The following is a 14645-nucleotide window of genomic DNA, read 5'->3' as shown; positions in this document are numbered from 1 at the left end:
CGTGACCGGCCTGACCCCGCAGCAGCAGCGGCAGGTGGCCACCGCGGTGAAGAACGCCCGCGAGATGGCCCTGCTGCCCTTCACCACCACCAGCAAGTAGAGCTCCACTCGCGGCGAGGGCCGCGCGGGCACGTGCCCGCGCGGCCCTCGCCGCGAGTGGAGCTCTACTTGCTGGTGGTGGTGAAGGGCAGCAGGGCCATCTCGCGGGCGTTCTTCACCGCGGTGGCCACCTGCCGCTGCTGCTGCGGGGTCAGGCCGGTCACGCGACGGCTGCGGATCTTGCCGCGATCGGAGATGAACGTGCGGAGCAGGTTCACGTCCTTGTAGTCGACGTACTCGATCTTCGCCGCGAACAGCGGGTTCTTCTTGGGCTTGCGGCCCTCCACGGCACGCGACTTCTTCGACGGGCCCCTCTTGACTGCCATGACTCGCTCCTCACCAGCTCGACTTGTGGACGCCGGGCAGCTCGCCGCGGTGCGCGAGTTCCCTCACGCGCACGCGTGAGAGCCCGAACTTCCGCAGGTGGCCGCGCGGACGTCCATCCGCAGCGTCTCGATTGCGCAATCGTACCGGACTGGCGTCGCGCGGCAGACGCTGCAGGGCCGTCTGTGCGGCGAGGCGCTGCGCGGCGGTGCTCGACGGGCGCCGCACGATCTCCTTCAGTTCCGCGCGACGTTCCGCGTAGCGGGCGACGACGAGCGCCCGCTGTTCGTTGCGCGCGATCTTCGACTTCTTGGCCATGGCCTACTTCTCCTCGCGGAAGTCGATGTGGCGGCGCAGCACGGGATCGTACTTGCGCAGGACGAGCCGGTCGGGATCGTTGCGCCGGTTCTTGCGGGTGACGTACGTGTAGCCGGTGCCGCCGGTGGAGCGGAGCTTGACGATGGGGCGGATCTCGTTGCGGGCCACTACAGCTTCTCTCCTCGGGCGCGGAGCCGGGCGACGACGGCTTCGATGCCGTCGCGGTCGACGGTCTTGATGCCCTTCGCGGAGAGCGTCAGGGTGACGCGGCGTCCCTCGGAGGGCAGGTAGTAGGTCTTGCGCTGGATGTTCGGGTCCCAGCGCCGGTTGGTGCGGACGTGGGAGTGGGAGACGGATTTCCCGAAGCCGGGCTTGCGTCCGGTCACCTGGCAGTGCGCCGACACGGCGGGCTCCCTTCTGTCGGCGCCCTCAGGGCGTAACGACAATCGTTTTCGACAAATGGCCCATGCGACTGTACGCTCTCTTCGAGCTAATGACAATCGTTACCGAAAGGGGTTCCGGTGGACACCAGAACGCCGCTGATCGTCGTCGCCGGCCGGCGCGGACCCACCGAACGGACCGCGCGGGCCCTGCTGCGTCCGGGGACCGTCGTGGTGCACCACGACCTCGACCACGTTGGTGAGGGCGTCGTGCGCCGCACCCTCACCACCGAGCACGATCACCGCCTCGACGTGCTCGAACTCGCCCACGGCTGCGTCTCCTGCACCCTCCGCGAGGATCTGCTCCCGCTGCTGCGGCGCCTGCATGCCCGCAGCAACGTCGATCGCATCGTCCTGCTGCTCGACCCCCGGCTCGAGCCCGAGGCCCTGTGCTGGGCCGTCGAGCACGTCGTCGTCTCCGGCGTCGTCGGGCAGCTCGACGGACCCGCCGCCCACGACGTGCGGATCGAGGCCACCGTCACCTGCATCGACGCTGCCACCTGGCTCGCCGACGCCACCGGCGACGAGGAACTCGACGACGACCGCACCGTCGCCCAGGTCGTCGTGGGCCAGGTCGAATTCGCCGACGCTCTCGTCGTCCGGCCCGGCGCCGACGGCTGGCACCAGGCGAAGCTGCATGCGGTGCTCGCGCGGCTCGCGCCCGATGCCCCCGTCGCGTGGGGCGAGGACGTCGATGTCGAACACCTACTCCGGCAGATACCCGCCGGGGCGCGGCGCGGGGTGGTCTCCGACGCCCACTCGCCGCTGCTGCGCGGCGAGCCACCGCTCGGCGAGGACTGCGGCGTCCGGCTGCTCGAGTTCGGTGCCCGCCGACCCTTCCATCCGCAGCGCCTGCACGAGGCGATCGACGTCCTCCTCGACGGCGTGGTCCGGGCCCGCGGCCGGGCCTGGGTCGCGACGCAGCCCGACACCGCGCTGCTGATCGAGTCCGCCGGGGAGGGGCTGCGCGTCGCCCACGCCGGACCGTGGCTCGTCGCGATGACTCCCGAGCAGCAGCAACGAGTCTCCGGCGAACGGCGCGCCATGGCGGCGCTGCGCTGGGACGACACCTACGGAGACCGCGACACCTCGATGGTGATTCTCACCCACGACGCCGACCCCGACGAGATTCGTCGCGTCCTGGAGTGGGCGCTGCTCACCGACGAGGAGTTCGCCGACCCGGCGGCCTGGCCGACGTGGGACGACCCGTTCGGCGACTACCACGAAGACCCGTGCGACGACCTCCCGGCGCCGACCGCCGACGCCGCACCGACAGAAGGAGAAGGACGAGCATGAAGCCCGGCATCCACCCCGACTACCACCCCGTGGTGTTCCAGGACGCGAACACCGGATCGGCGTTCCTCACCCGCTCCACCGTCACCGCCGACCGCACGGTCGAATGGTCCGACGGCAACACCTACCCGCTGATCGTCGTCGACGTCACCAGCGAGTCCCATCCCTTCTGGACGGGAACTGCCCGCGTGCTCGACGCGGCCGGCCGCGTCGAGAAGTTCGAACGCAAGTACGGCACGCGCCGTCGCCGCTGACCGACCCCCCGAGGAGAACCACCATGGCAGTACCGAAGCGCCGGATGTCCCGGTCCAACACCCGCAGCCGCCGCTCGCAGTGGAACGCGCAGGTCCCGGCCCTGGTGCCGGTCACCGTCGCCGGTGTCACCCACCACGTTCCGCGACGCCTCGTCAAGTCCGTGCAGCTCGGGGTGATCGACCCGAACGACGTGTGACGCCCGGCGAGGGAACCGCAGCGCCCTGCGGTTCCCTCGCCGGACACGCCGTCGTCCTCTCAGACACCTCTCAGCGGTCGGGTCCACACTGGAAGCCATGCGCATTCTGGTGGTCGACGACGACCGGGCGGTGCGGGAGTCCCTGCGCCGATCACTGAGCTTCAACGGATACAGCGTCGAGCTCGCGACGGACGGGCAGGACGCCCTCGAACAGGTCGCGGCCGAACGGCCCGACGCGATGGTCCTCGACGTGATGATGCCGCGGGTCGACGGCCTCGAGGTGTGCCGACGATTGCGCAGCACCGGCGACGACCTCCCGATCCTCGTACTCACCGCCCGGGATTCCGTCTCCGAACGCGTAGCCGGCCTGGACGCCGGCGCCGACGACTACCTGCCCAAGCCGTTCGCGCTCGAGGAGCTGCTCGCCCGGCTGCGCGCGCTGCTCCGCCGCGCCTCACCCGACCCGACCGAGTCGGAGGAGACGCTGCGCTTCGCGGACCTGACCCTGAACCCCTCCACCCGTGAGGTCACTCGCGGTGCCCGGTCGATCAGTCTCACCCGCACCGAGTTCGCTCTCATGGAAATGCTCATGGCGAACCCCCGCCGCGTCCTGAGCCGCAGCCGAATCCTCGAGGAGGTGTGGGGCTACGACTTTCCCACCTCGGGCAATGCCCTCGAGGTCTACGTCGGGTACCTGCGCCGCAAGACCGAGGCCGAGGGTGAGCCGCGCCTGATCCACACGGTCCGCGGCGTCGGCTACGTCCTGCGGGAAACCCCGCCGTGACCCGGCGCGAAGGCGCCGACTCGGATGCCGGGCGCCCGATGCGGCCCCCGCTGCTGCTGACCCGGTCGGTGCCGCTGCGCCGTCGTGTCACGCTGCTGGCGGCCGGCGCGGTGGCGATCGCCGTCGCAGTGACCTCCATCGCGGCGTACGCGGTGGTCGCGCGCGCTCTCTACTCCGACGTCGACAAGCAGTTGCGGGCGCGCGCCGCCGCACTCGTCGAGAGCAGCACCCTGATCACCTACGACCCCCGCTACATCGGTGGCGCCCAGCTCTACAGTTCCGATATCAGCGTGGCGCTCGTCTATCCCGACCTGGGTCAGTACGTGCCGCCCGGATCCTCCGTCCCGATCGGCAACGCCGAACTCGCCGTCGCCAAGGGCGAACGGGAGTCGTCGCTGCGCACCGTCGGGCATCAGCGGGTGCTCGCGCAGCGCATCCCGGACGGCAGCACCATCGTCATCGCGCAGCGACTGCAGCCCACCGCGGACATCCTGAAACGGCTCGCGAGCGTGCTGTTCGTCGTCGGCGGGTGCGGAGTGGTGCTCGCCGCGGCCGCCGGTGCGACGGTCGGGCGCACCGGCCTGCGCCCCGTCGCGCGTCTCACCGCGGCGGCCGAGCGGGTCGCCCGCACCGACGACCTGCGGCCGATCCGCGTGACCGGGCACGACGAGCTGGCCCGCCTCACCGAGAGCTTCAACACGATGCTGCGCGCGCTCGCCGAGTCGCGCGAGCGGCAGAGCCGGCTCGTCGCCGACGCCGGCCACGAGCTACGCACCCCGCTGACGTCGCTGCGCACGAACATGGAGCTGCTTATCGCGGCGAGCCGGCCCGACGCGCCGAACCTGCCCGAGGAGGACATGGCGGAACTGCGCGCCGACGTGGTGGCGCAGATCGAGGAGCTGTCCACCCTCGTAGGGGACCTGGTCGACCTCGCCCGCGAGGACGCACCCGAGACGGTGTTCGAGCCCGTCGACATCTCCGAGGTCGTCGAGCGCAGCCTCGAACGTGCCCGGCGCCGCCGCTCCGACATCGACTTCACGGCTCACACGGAACCGTGGTTCGTCTACGGCGACCAGGCCGCGCTCTCGCGGGCGGTGCTCAACGTCCTCGACAACGCCGCCAAGTGGAGTCCCGCCGACGCCGAGGTGCTGGTGTCGATGCACCAGCTCGGGCCCGGCCTGATGGAACTGACCGTCGACGACGCCGGGCCCGGAATCCCCGAAGAGGACCGCGAGCTGGTGTTCGAGCGGTTCTACCGTTCGACCGCGTCGCGATCGATGCCCGGATCCGGCCTGGGCCTCGCGATCGTGCGGCAGGTGGTGATGAAGCACGGCGGCACCATCGCGGTCGACGCCTCGTCGCGCGGGGGTGCCCTCGTCCGGATCGTGCTGCCCGGCGCGCCGCACCTCGAACACCCGGCGGATTGACAGGAAAATCGGCGCCGGGTCTAAGCGGACTCTCAGCCGCCGCGGGCATGCTGGAAGCCGACGAGCCACCGACCCGGCGGCCGTGTACACGAAAGCGATGAGATGAGCGAGGACCCCACCCAGGGTGGCGGCCACCGAGAGCCCCACCAGCCGACACCACCCCAGCCGAATCCCTACCAGGCTCCCGCCGGTCCCGGATACGGATACACCGCGCCGTTCGGCGCCCCGAGCCAGCCCGCGCCGAGGCCCCAGGGCTCGCCGCGGTCCGCGCGGGGCCTGCTCGCCCTCGGCGCCGTCGCGCTGGCACTGGTCAGCGGCGGCATCGGCGGTGCGGTCGGCGCGTGGACCACGCAACAGTCGACCGGCGGCGCGTCCGTCACCAATGCTCTCGACGCGCCGAGGCAGTCCACGACGACGGTCGCCGCCGCGCCCGCGGGCTCGGTGCAGGCCGTCGCGCAGAAGGTCGTGCCGAGCGTCGTGCGCATCGAGGTGGTCGGCCGCGCGGCACAGGGCGAGGGCTCGGGGGTGATCCTGTCCTCCGACGGCCTGATCCTCACCAACAACCACGTCGTCGCCGGCGGCGGCGCCGACGCGCAGCTCACCGCATACTTCTCCGACGGAAGTTCCGCCCCGGCCACCGTCGTGGGGACCGATCCGATCTCCGACATCGCCGTGATCCGGGCCGAGGGCCGCACCGACCTCACGCCGATCGAGCTCGGCGATTCCGCCGCCGTGCAGGTGGGCCAGCAGGTCGTCGCGGTCGGCTCACCGCTCGGGCTCGAGAGCACGGTGACCACCGGGATCGTCTCGGCCCTCGACCGGCCGGTGTCGACCAGCGGGGAGACCGGGAATCAGAACACCGTCATCGACGCGCTGCAGACCGACGCCGCGATCAACCCCGGCAACTCCGGTGGCGCGCTCGTGGACATGGACGGCCGGTTGATCGGCGTCAACACGGCCATCGCCACCGCCGGTGGACAGTCCGGATCCATCGGTCTCGGCTTCGCCATCCCGGTCGATCAGGCCCGTCGCATCGCCGACCAGCTCGTCGACACCGGGAAGGCCACCCACGCCATCATCGGCGTGCAGGTGCCGTCGCAGAGCGACGTGCGTGGCGCGCGCGTCATGGAGGTCACCGCGGGCGGCCCGGCGGAACGGGCCGGAATTCCGAGCGGCGTGATCATCACCAAGGTCGACGACCGGCTCGTCACGGACGGGGACTCCCTGATCGCGGCCGTGCGCTCGTACGCGCCCGGCGATACCGTGCGCATCACCTACACCGACGCCCAGGGTGGCGGCGAGAAGACCGTCGAGGTGCAGCTCGCGGAGGCGGAGGCGGGTGGCCGATGAGAGCAGAATCGACCGCCGGGTTCATTCTCGGACATACAGCTCGTTCGACGGACAGGGGAACTACGGTGGGCATCATGGAATTCGAAACCCCCAGGACCGGACGAGCCCTCGTGGTGATCGTGGACGACCGGGTAGCGCACGGCGACAACCCGGACTCCGCCGGACCGTTGGTGACCGAACTGCTCGCAGAGGCGGGGTTCGCCGTCGACGGTGTCGTCACCGTGTCGGCCGACGAGGTGGAGATCCGCAACGCCCTCAACACCGCCGTCATCGGCGGCGTGGACCTGGTGATCTCCGTCGGTGGGACCGGGGTGTCGCCGCGCGACGTGACGCCGGACGCCACGTCCGACGTGCTCGACCGGGAGCTCCAGGGGATCGGCGAGGCGTTGCGCTCGTCCGGTTTCTCCGCCGGCGCGATGGATGCCGGGCTGTCCCGTGGTCTGGTCGGCCTGTCCGGGTCCACGTTGGTCGCCAATCTGGCTTCGTCGCGCGCCGCCATCCGTGACGGCATGGCCACGCTGCTGCCGCTCGCCTCGCACGTGATCGAGGAACTGTCGCGAGTGGAGGGATAGCCATCACCGGTACGAACGAGAACGCGGCCGGTGCGTCGCCGGACGACGCACCGCAGCGCGACGACGTGAGCCGGGCCCGGATCGACCGGGCCCGGCTCCGCCGCGTCTTCGGTGACGTGCTTCCCGAGACGACTCGCGACGAGCGTTCGCCGGGCGACGAGTCGTCCGACTCGGACGAATGGCTGCGTCGGCAGGTCCCGCCTCACCATGGTGGCAGCGTGTGATCTACCCCACTTCCAGTTGTTTCTCCAGGGGCGGCCGTTCATTTTGCGGCCGACCGTTCGAAATCTCTTCGTAACCCTTCCACTCGGCGTTTCGCCTTGATCATCTCCGCCGATTCCGGTGAGGTCGATCACCGTCGCACCCGGCGAATGCACCGCCTCACACCCGGTTTGCGGGGGTCACCTGTGGGTATGCACGAATGCAGATAAGCCGAGCCTAAGATTTGACATCGCGCGGTCTCTGTGTGCCGCGGCAAGTGCCTGTCACCGGTTGTTTCACTGAGCCGAAACATTTCCGTCGGAGGGCGACTCCGGGCGCCGACGTAGCCGTTGCTGGGGTTCGAGGTCACGGTCTAGTCTCTGTCGTGGTTCGCTGAGGTCAAGATCAACGGCACAAGTCGAGGTCTTCATCACGAATCGGAAACGCAACCGTGCGGATGACGCACACGTCGCACCGGCGGGTGGGCGCCCGCCGGTGTTCATGGTGTGGCATGCCTCGCGGGCGACAAGGCAGTTGTCGGACGCGTGTGCGTGACCCGGCACGCAGAGAATGGATGAGGCATTCATGAAGATGCAGACGCGACGCGGTGTGAAGGCCGCCCGCAACGTCACGGTGGCCGCGGCCGCCGTGTTCGGCCTGGTTCTGGGATCGACCGGGACCGCCGGCGCTGTGGTCGACGACCAGAACCGGATCGTGTCAGACGGTCACGAGGTCATCGTGACCCAGGAGGACACCTTCATCCAGGGTGTTCCCCCGATCGGCGGCAGCCCGCTCAGCCGTGAGTGGTTCCACAACGGCCGCGGCATCGCCAACATCGTCGGCCCCGACGCCGCGGACTTCGAGGGCTCGACCTTCCAGTTCGGCTACCAGTTCGCGTGGTCGGGCAGCCTGGACGGCTCGATCGGCATCGCGTGGGCGAGCCCGGAGCTCGAAGCGGAGTTCGCAACGACCCAGGTGCAGGAGCCGATCCTCGACGAAGAGGGCGAGCCCGTGTTCCAGTACGACGAGAACGGTGATCCGATTCTCGACGCCGACGGTGAGCCGGTCCCGGCCTACCGGGTTGTCGACGCAATCGATAACACCAACACCGTCTCGAGCATCCTGCCGCAGTTCACTGCGGGTATCGAGCTCACCCCGGCTCCGGGCATCGAGGAACTCGTGGTCGCCGACGGCGAGTTCGACGGTGATTTCAAGTCCGTGCAGTTCGCCAACGTCCACGGCGCCGCGACCGGGGTCCTCGGCGCGGTCTCGGTCCGCCCCTTCGTCCGTGTGATCACCGCGAACGGCGACAACGTCACCACCTACGGCAAGGTCTGGACGATCTAGTCCTGCTCCGCCCCACCCCGCAGTAATCCCCACCAAGAAATACGGAGAAATCATGGGAATCAAGTCGCGTGGCTTCAAGGCCGCACGTAACGCCGCGGTGTCCGGTGCCGCCGTCCTGGGCCTGGTCCTCGGTGCGACCGGCTCCGCGCAGGCTGCGGTCGACGATCAGAACCGGATCGTCTCGGACGGCCTCGAGGTCGTCGTGACCCAGGAGGACACCTTCATCCACGGCGTGCCGGCCCTGGGTGGCAGCCCCTTCAACCGCGAGTGGTTCCACAACGGCCGCGGCACCGCGAACCTGATCGGTGAGGATGCTGCCGACGCCGAGGGCACCACGTTCCAGTTCGGCTACCAGTTCGCGTGGGCCGGCAGCATCGACGGCGCCATCGGCGTCACCTACTCCACTCCGCAGCTGGAGCTCGAGCTCTCGGCTGCGGACGGTGCCACCGCCACCGTGACCGACATCCTCCCGCAGGCCTACGCCGAGCTCGAGCTGACCCCGGCTCCGGGCATCGAGGAGCTCGTCGTCGCCGAGGGCGAGTTCGACGGTGATTTCAAGACCGTCCAGTTCTCCAACGTCCACGGCACCGCCTCCGGCGTCATCGGCGCCGTCCAGGTCCGTCCGTTCGTCCGCGCCATCACCGCGAACGGCGACAACGTGACCACCTACGGCAAGCCCTGGACCGTCTGACACGACGTTCCGGCCGCAGGCTGAAACAGGTTGGGCCCGCTCGGAATTCCGAGCGGGCCCAACCTCTTTCGTTGTCCGGCGCAGTGCGTGCCTATCGCTCCTGCTCTTCGAGGCTCGGCTTGGCGTGCGCACCGCTCTGACCGCTCTGCGCCTCGAGGATGTCGCGGATCTGGATGAGCAGGTCCTCGGCACTCGCCTTGGTGTCGTCCTTCTCGGTGGCGAACCGCTTCTTGGCGGCGTTCGCCGGGACGATCAGCACGAAGTAGACGACGGCCGCAATGATGATGAAGTTGATGATCGCCGACACCACGGCGCCGAAGTTGAGGAACGTCTCGGGGTTGTCGGGCAGGACCTGGACGCCCCAGCCCATCTCGTTGTCCCCACCGATCGCCGCGATGAGCGGTTCGATGATGTAGCTGGTGAAGGCGGTGACGATGGCCGTGAACGCGGTGCCGACGACGACCGCGACGGCGAGGTCGAGTACGTTTCCGCGGAGCAGGAAATCCTTGAAGCCCTTCAGCATGGTGCGTCTCCTAGGCAGGTGTTGTCGTCGTGCTCGCAGTCGCACCATAAACCAGCCGGTATGATGTTCAACCCGAAATGCGGGGACGTCGTCCGGCTCAGTGCAAGGTCACCGTCAGTGCGCTGACGAGGGAGGCCGCTGCCACGGCTGTGGCGGGCTCGGGCGGCAGCGCGAGCAGCACCACCTTCTCTCCGCGAGTGTTCGCCTCCTCCGTTCCCTGAGCCAGCACGACCGTCGCCCCCGTGGCCAGCACCCGCACTTCCGGTGCCGACGGAGCAGAGGCGTCGGCGACGGTGAGGACGTCGACGAGGTCGCCCTCGCGGAGCAGATCCCCGACGCCGGGGTCGGCCAATCGGACGGGCACGACCCGAGTCGCACTGTCGCCGGTCGTGGCCGCCGCGAGCCGCGGCCCGAGCATCCGCACCCCGACGAGGACTTCGCCGGAGGGCACCGGGCCGGCCAGGGTGTGGCCGAGGGCCTCGGCGGGGTCGGTGAGGGCCCCGGACGGGAGTTGGGAGGCGTCGCGTTCGATGACGATGACGTCGTCGACGGTGAGGGTCTGTCCGGGCCGCAGGTCGCGGGCGGCGACGACCGTGCGGGTCCGGTCGTCCGACGCTCCGCCGGTGACGGCGGAGACCGCCGCGACACCGACGAGGCCGGCCGCGATCGCGCGGCGCACGGTGACGGAGCGCGCCCAGCCGGGCCGCGTCAGCGCCGTGAGCCGGTCGGCCAGGGTGGGGTCGAGCGGATTGCGCAGGGGCGGGAACGAGAACGGGCCGGCGGGCATGGCCCGAACCCTAGGGGTCGGGTCGTACCCGCCGGCCCGTCGAAGCGCCGATCAGGGGCGGAGTGTGGATGAATCGTCCGCTTGTGGATGAACGGTGTCAGCTCGCGGCTGCGGCCGGTGCCGAGGTGCTCGACGACGCGCTGCTCGACGACGCGCTCGAGGACGACGTGCTCGACGATGCGGCCGGCGACGAGTCGGACTTGGCCGGCTCGCTGGCGGTGCTGCCTCCGCTGCGGGAATCGGTGCGGTAGAAACCACTGCCCTTGAAGACGATGCCGACCGAATTGAACAGCTTGCGCAGCTTGCCCGAGCACTCGTTGCATTCCGTCAGGGCGTCGTCGGTGAACGACTGCACGATGTCGAATCGGTTGTCGCAGGACGTACAGGCATAGGAGTAAGTGGGCACCGGTGGATCCTCCGCGAGTTGGTTGGCGACCGCAGCGTTAGCACTCTACAGCCGACAGTGCCAACATCGCTACCTGGGCTCCCTATTCCCCGACCCGGTCGACCCGTTCAGCGGCACCAGGCCGCGGCCGGGCGTCAGGGCCCAGCCCATCCGGATGTCGTGGGGATCCTCCGGCAGTTCGGGTACGAGTTCCTCGTCCCGGACCACTGCCACGAGGACGGCGTCGCCGGCCGCGAGATGCAACGTCCGGTCGTAGAAGCCGGCCCCGCGACCGAGCCGCACGCCGCGTTCGTCCACAGCGAGCGCCGGCACCAGCACGGTGTGCGCGCGGCGCACCTCCTCCGGACCCAGGGCCGGTCCGGTGGGCTCCAGCAGGCCGTACCCGGCGGGGGCGAGTGCGCCGGCTCCGGTGTACTGCGCCCAGTCCAGGGTGCTGTCCGCACGGGTGAGCGGCAGCAGCACCCGGTTTCCGGCCTCGCAGAGAGCATCGAGCAGGGACAGCGCGCCGGGCTCGGACCCGACCGGGACGTAGGCGCACACCGTCGCCCGGGCGGGGGCCAGGGACCGTGCCGCCGCGGCGAGGGCGGCGTCCTCACCGCGGCGCTCCTCGTCGTCACGGGCCCGTCGCGCGGCAACGATTCGGGCCCGCCATTGTGGCTTGGAGAGTGCGCTCATATCCGTCACCTTAGGATCTGACCTATCTACCGGGTGGTAGCCGAAAGTTAGGGTGGGATCTATGACGAACAATGCGACCGGTGCAGCGGGCCATTTCCGCACGGCAGTGGTTCCCGCGGCGGGCCTCGGTACGCGCTTTCTGCCGGCGACCAAAACCGTGCCGAAGGAACTCCTCCCGGTGGTGGACACGCCGGGAATCGAGCTCGTGGCGGGGGAGGCCGCGGACTCGGGTGCCGAGCGACTGGTGATCGTGACGGCGCCGGGAAAGGACGGCGTCGTCGCCCATTTCGTCGAGGACCTGGTTCTCGAGTCGAAGCTGAAGGAGAGCGGCAAGTACCACCTGCTCGAGAAGGTCCGCAAGGCGCCGGGGCTGCTCGAAGTGGAGTCGGTGGTGCAGGAGCAGCCGCTCGGACTCGGGCACGCCGTCGCGTGCGCCGAGGCGGCCCTCGATCCCGACGAGGACTCCGTCGCCGTGCTCCTGCCGGACGACCTCGTGTTGCCGCGCGGAGTCCTCGAGACCATGCAGCGGGTGCGGGCCAAGCGCGGCGGCACGGTCCTGTGCGCGATCGACGTGCCCAAGGACCAGGTGAGCGCCTACGGTGTCTTCGACGTCGAAGAGGTACCCGACGCCGTGAACCCGGACGTGCTGAAGGTCGTGGGCATGGTCGAGAAGCCGGCACCCGAGAATGCGCCGTCCACGTTCGCCGCCGCCGGTCGTTATCTGCTCGACCGGGCGATCTTCGACGCGCTGCGCCGGATCACTCCCGGAGCGGGTGGCGAACTGCAGCTCACCGACGCGATCGCCCTGCTCATCGAGGAGGGTCACCCCGTGCACGTGGTGGTGCATCGCGGCACTCGACACGACCTCGGAAATCCCGGCGGCTATCTGCGCGCTGCGGTTGACTCTGCGTTGAACAGCGAGGAGTACGGCCCCTCCCTGCGGGAGTGGCTGGTCGAGCGCCTGAAGCACTGACGGCGCGTCAGGTCGGGAGGACGAGAAGCGGTATGCGGTCGGTCGAGGATCAACAGGCCAGGGTCACGGCGGCAGCGGTGGCGCCCCGGCCGGTCCGGGTCGCCATTTCCGAAGCGCAGGGCCTGCTCTGCGCGGAGGAGGTGGTCACCGAGCGGCCCCTGCCCGGCTTCGACCAGGCCGCGATCGACGGCTACGCGGTGCGCAGCGTCGACGTCCAGGGTGCGGGCACCGACGCGGTCGGCGACGACGGCGAACCGATCGAGTTGACGCTGCCCGTGGTGGGGGAGGTCTCGGCCGGTTCGCGTCAGCCGATCCGGCTGCAGCCGCGACAGGCCGTGCGGGTGGATACCGGGGCGCCGCTGCCGACCCTCGCCGACGCCGTCCTGCCGCTCGACCGCACCGACGGTGGCCGCGCGCGTATCAAGGTCCTGCATCCCGTCCGGTCGGGCGAGTACGTCCGACGGGCGGGCGACGACGTCCAGCCCGGCGATGTCGCGGTCCGGGCCGGCACGATCATCGGAGCCGCCCAGGTGGGGCTGCTCGCGGCGGTCGGCCGCGACAAGGTGCTGGTCCATCCGCGTCCCCGGCTCTCGGTGATCTCCATCGGCGGCGAACTCGTCGACGTGGACCGCACCCCGGGTCCCGGCCAGGTGTACGACGTCAACTCGTACGCACTGGCGGCGGCCGCCCGCGACGCAGGCGCGGACGTCAACCGCGTGGGGATCGCCAGCACCGACCCGAAGCGCCTGCGGGAGGTCGTCGAGGGCCAGCTGATCCGGTCCGAGATCGTCGTGATCGCCGGGGCCGTCGGCGGTGGGGCGCTCGAGGAGGTGCGCGAGGCGCTGGCGGATCTCGGCAAGCTCGAGGTGGAGCGGGTGGCGATGCACCCCGGCTCGGTGCAGGGGTTCGGCCAGCTCGGCCGCGACGAGGTGCCCACCTTCCTGCTCCCGGGGAATCCGGTCAGCGCGCTCGTCGTGTTCGAGGTGATGGTGCGGCCGCTGATCCGGATCGCGCTCGGCCGCCGGCAGCCGATGCGACGCGTCGTCACCGCCCGCACCGTCGCGCCCATCACCTCGATCCCGGACCGCAAGGGATTCCTGCGGGGGCAGCTGATGCGCGACGAGGCGACGGGCGAGTACATGGTCCAGGCGCTCGGTGGTGCGGCGGGCGCGTCGTCGCACCTGCTGGCGACCCTGGCCGAGGCGAACTGCCTGGTGCTGATCGATCCGGAGGTGACCGAGGTGCGCACCGGCGATCCGGTGGACGTCGCCTTCCTCGGACAGCGCGGCTGATGAGCCGTCATCCGGGATGGCCGGCGGAGCTGGGTCCGCTGCGGGTCGCCGGCGGACTGGTCGCAGTGCGGCCGATCCGGTTGCGCGATGCGGCGGCGTGGAGCCGGCTGCGGATCCGGGACCGGGCGCACCTCGAGCCGTGGGAGCCCACCGGGGACGTGCCGTGGGAGATGCGTCATCACATCACCGTGTGGCCGGGGCTGTACCGCAGTCTGCGGGCGGAGGCCCGCCGGGGCCACATGCTGCCGATGGCGATCGAGCTCGACGGCGAGTTCTGTGGACAGATCACCGTGGGCAACGTCGTGCGCGGTGCGTTGCGGTCGGCGTGGATCGGGTACTGGGTGGCCAAGCACGTCAACGGCCTGGGGGTGGCCACGGCGGCGGTGGCGCTCGGGCTGGACCACTGCTTCGGCCCGGCGGGGCTGCACCGGGTCGAGGCCACGGTGCGGCCGGAGAACGTCGCGAGCCGCGCGGTCCTGCGCAACGTGGGTTTCCGCGAGGAGGGCCTGCTGCGGCGCTACCTCGACGTCGACGGGCGCTTCCGTGACCATCTGCTGGTGGCAATGACGGTCGAGGAGGTTCCCGGCAGCGTGTCCGATGTGCTGATCCGGGGCGGTCGCGCCAGCTGGGCCTGACGCCTGTAACGCAGATTACGTGTACCGGTGCGTAGAAATACCCACACGTGGGTATAT

General features: G+C 70.2%; 20 protein-coding genes and 1 pseudogene. 13 read left to right on the top strand and 8 right to left on the bottom strand.

The window, feature by feature from the left end; all coding sequences use genetic code 11:
* Positions 1 to 100 (top strand): annotated as a pseudogene (locus QYS60_RS07550) (30S ribosomal protein S18); the annotation flags it as partial.
* Positions 101 to 164: 64 nt separating this feature from the next.
* On the opposite strand, the gene rpsR reads toward QYS60_RS07550, so the two are convergent.
* Genes rpsR through rpmB form a run of 4 tightly spaced genes read right to left on the bottom strand, consistent with a single transcriptional unit; the run spans position 165 to position 1145 of the window.
* A complete protein-coding gene (gene rpsR / locus QYS60_RS07545; protein ID WP_003937779.1) occupies positions 165 to 425 on the bottom strand; it encodes a 30S ribosomal protein S18 in 261 nt (86 codons plus the stop codon).
* A gap of 10 nt (positions 426 to 435) precedes the next feature.
* Positions 436 to 741 (bottom strand): 30S ribosomal protein S14, encoded by a 306-nt coding sequence (gene rpsN, locus QYS60_RS07540; RefSeq protein ID WP_003937780.1) that lies wholly within the window; start codon positions 739 to 741, stop codon positions 436 to 438.
* 3 nt (positions 742 to 744) lie between these two features.
* Positions 745 to 909, bottom strand: coding sequence for a 50S ribosomal protein L33 (gene rpmG, locus QYS60_RS07535; RefSeq protein WP_003937781.1), 165 nt, complete (start codon positions 907 to 909; stop codon positions 745 to 747).
* Positions 909 to 1145 (bottom strand): 50S ribosomal protein L28, encoded by a 237-nt coding sequence (gene rpmB / locus QYS60_RS07530; RefSeq protein WP_003937782.1) that lies wholly within the window; start codon positions 1143 to 1145, stop codon positions 909 to 911. The genes rpmG and rpmB overlap by 1 nt, the downstream gene beginning before the upstream one ends.
* Positions 1146 to 1262: 117 nt before the next feature.
* Between rpmB and mrf the strand changes: the two genes are divergently transcribed.
* The 9 genes from mrf to QYS60_RS07485 all read left to right on the top strand — a co-directional run bounded on the left by mrf (position 1263) and on the right by QYS60_RS07485 (position 9297).
* Complete coding sequence (gene mrf / locus QYS60_RS07525) at positions 1263 to 2477, top strand: ribosome hibernation factor-recruiting GTPase MRF (protein ID WP_010593016.1); 1215 nt, start codon at positions 1263 to 1265, stop codon at positions 2475 to 2477.
* On the top strand, positions 2474 to 2728 hold the full coding sequence (locus tag QYS60_RS07520; protein WP_289379372.1) for a type B 50S ribosomal protein L31: 255 nt from the start codon (positions 2474 to 2476) through the stop codon (positions 2726 to 2728). The genes mrf and QYS60_RS07520 overlap by 4 nt, the downstream gene beginning before the upstream one ends.
* 23 nt (positions 2729 to 2751) lie before the next feature.
* Positions 2752 to 2925 carry a 50S ribosomal protein L32 gene (gene rpmF / locus QYS60_RS07515; RefSeq protein ID WP_003937785.1) on the top strand — a complete coding sequence of 58 codons (174 nt, stop codon included), beginning with the start codon at positions 2752 to 2754 and terminating at the stop codon, positions 2923 to 2925.
* A gap of 97 nt (positions 2926 to 3022) precedes the next feature.
* Positions 3023 to 3709, top strand: a complete 687-nt coding sequence (locus QYS60_RS07510; RefSeq protein ID WP_003937786.1) for a response regulator transcription factor — start codon at positions 3023 to 3025, stop codon at positions 3707 to 3709.
* A gap of 38 nt (positions 3710 to 3747) precedes the next feature.
* On the top strand, positions 3748 to 5136 hold the full coding sequence (locus QYS60_RS07505) for a HAMP domain-containing sensor histidine kinase (RefSeq protein WP_235157445.1): 1389 nt from the start codon (positions 3748 to 3750) through the stop codon (positions 5134 to 5136).
* 102 nt (positions 5137 to 5238) lie between these two features.
* Positions 5239 to 6486 carry a trypsin-like peptidase domain-containing protein gene (locus tag QYS60_RS07500; RefSeq protein ID WP_371382817.1) on the top strand — a complete coding sequence of 416 codons (1248 nt, stop codon included), beginning with the start codon at positions 5239 to 5241 and terminating at the stop codon, positions 6484 to 6486.
* 74 nt (positions 6487 to 6560) lie between these two features.
* Positions 6561 to 7058, top strand: a complete 498-nt coding sequence (locus QYS60_RS07495) for a molybdenum cofactor biosynthesis protein B (protein ID WP_026137469.1) — start codon at positions 6561 to 6563, stop codon at positions 7056 to 7058.
* Between the two features lie 786 nt (positions 7059 to 7844).
* Positions 7845 to 8606, top strand: coding sequence for an MspA family porin (locus QYS60_RS07490; protein WP_371382816.1), 762 nt, complete (start codon positions 7845 to 7847; stop codon positions 8604 to 8606).
* Between the two features lie 52 nt (positions 8607 to 8658).
* Complete coding sequence (locus QYS60_RS07485) at positions 8659 to 9297, top strand: MspA family porin (protein ID WP_010593010.1); 639 nt, start codon at positions 8659 to 8661, stop codon at positions 9295 to 9297.
* A 91-nt stretch (positions 9298 to 9388) separates the two neighbouring features.
* Here the strand turns inward: QYS60_RS07485 and mscL are convergent, their stop codons facing one another.
* The 4 genes from mscL to QYS60_RS07465 all read right to left on the bottom strand — a co-directional run bounded on the left by mscL (position 9389) and on the right by QYS60_RS07465 (position 11688).
* Entirely contained in the window at positions 9389 to 9820 is a 432-nt protein-coding gene (gene mscL, locus QYS60_RS07480; protein WP_140188363.1) for a large-conductance mechanosensitive channel protein MscL, read from the bottom strand.
* A 97-nt stretch (positions 9821 to 9917) separates the two neighbouring features.
* On the bottom strand, positions 9918 to 10607 hold the full coding sequence (locus tag QYS60_RS07475) for an RcpC/CpaB family pilus assembly protein (protein WP_371382815.1): 690 nt from the start codon (positions 10605 to 10607) through the stop codon (positions 9918 to 9920).
* A 97-nt stretch (positions 10608 to 10704) separates the two neighbouring features.
* Entirely contained in the window at positions 10705 to 11013 is a 309-nt protein-coding gene (locus QYS60_RS07470) for an FmdB family zinc ribbon protein (protein ID WP_289377369.1), read from the bottom strand.
* A gap of 69 nt (positions 11014 to 11082) precedes the next feature.
* On the bottom strand, positions 11083 to 11688 hold the full coding sequence (locus tag QYS60_RS07465) for a 5-formyltetrahydrofolate cyclo-ligase (protein WP_289377368.1): 606 nt from the start codon (positions 11686 to 11688) through the stop codon (positions 11083 to 11085).
* A gap of 61 nt (positions 11689 to 11749) precedes the next feature.
* Between QYS60_RS07465 and QYS60_RS07460 the strand changes: the two genes are divergently transcribed.
* From QYS60_RS07460 to QYS60_RS07450, 3 genes are read left to right on the top strand one after another with little or no spacing between them, the layout of a single operon-like run.
* Positions 11750 to 12661: a UTP--glucose-1-phosphate uridylyltransferase gene (locus tag QYS60_RS07460; RefSeq protein WP_003937797.1), complete on the top strand. Its 912-nt coding sequence runs from the start codon at positions 11750 to 11752 to the stop codon at positions 12659 to 12661.
* A gap of 32 nt (positions 12662 to 12693) precedes the next feature.
* Positions 12694 to 13953 (top strand): gephyrin-like molybdotransferase Glp, encoded by a 1260-nt coding sequence (gene glp, locus QYS60_RS07455; RefSeq protein ID WP_003937798.1) that lies wholly within the window; start codon positions 12694 to 12696, stop codon positions 13951 to 13953.
* Complete coding sequence (locus QYS60_RS07450) at positions 13953 to 14588, top strand: GNAT family N-acetyltransferase (protein ID WP_003937799.1); 636 nt, start codon at positions 13953 to 13955, stop codon at positions 14586 to 14588. Before glp ends, QYS60_RS07450 begins: the two co-directional genes overlap by 1 nt.
* Positions 14589 to 14645: the final 57 nt, after the last annotated feature.

It is taken from the genome of Rhodococcus sp. GXMU-t2271 (genome assembly GCF_041414735.1).
Lineage (GTDB): Bacteria > Actinomycetota > Actinomycetes > Mycobacteriales > Mycobacteriaceae > Rhodococcus > Rhodococcus indonesiensis.
The sequence above is the reverse complement of the archived record's forward strand: the minus strand, read 5'-3'. Positions and strand labels throughout refer to the sequence as shown.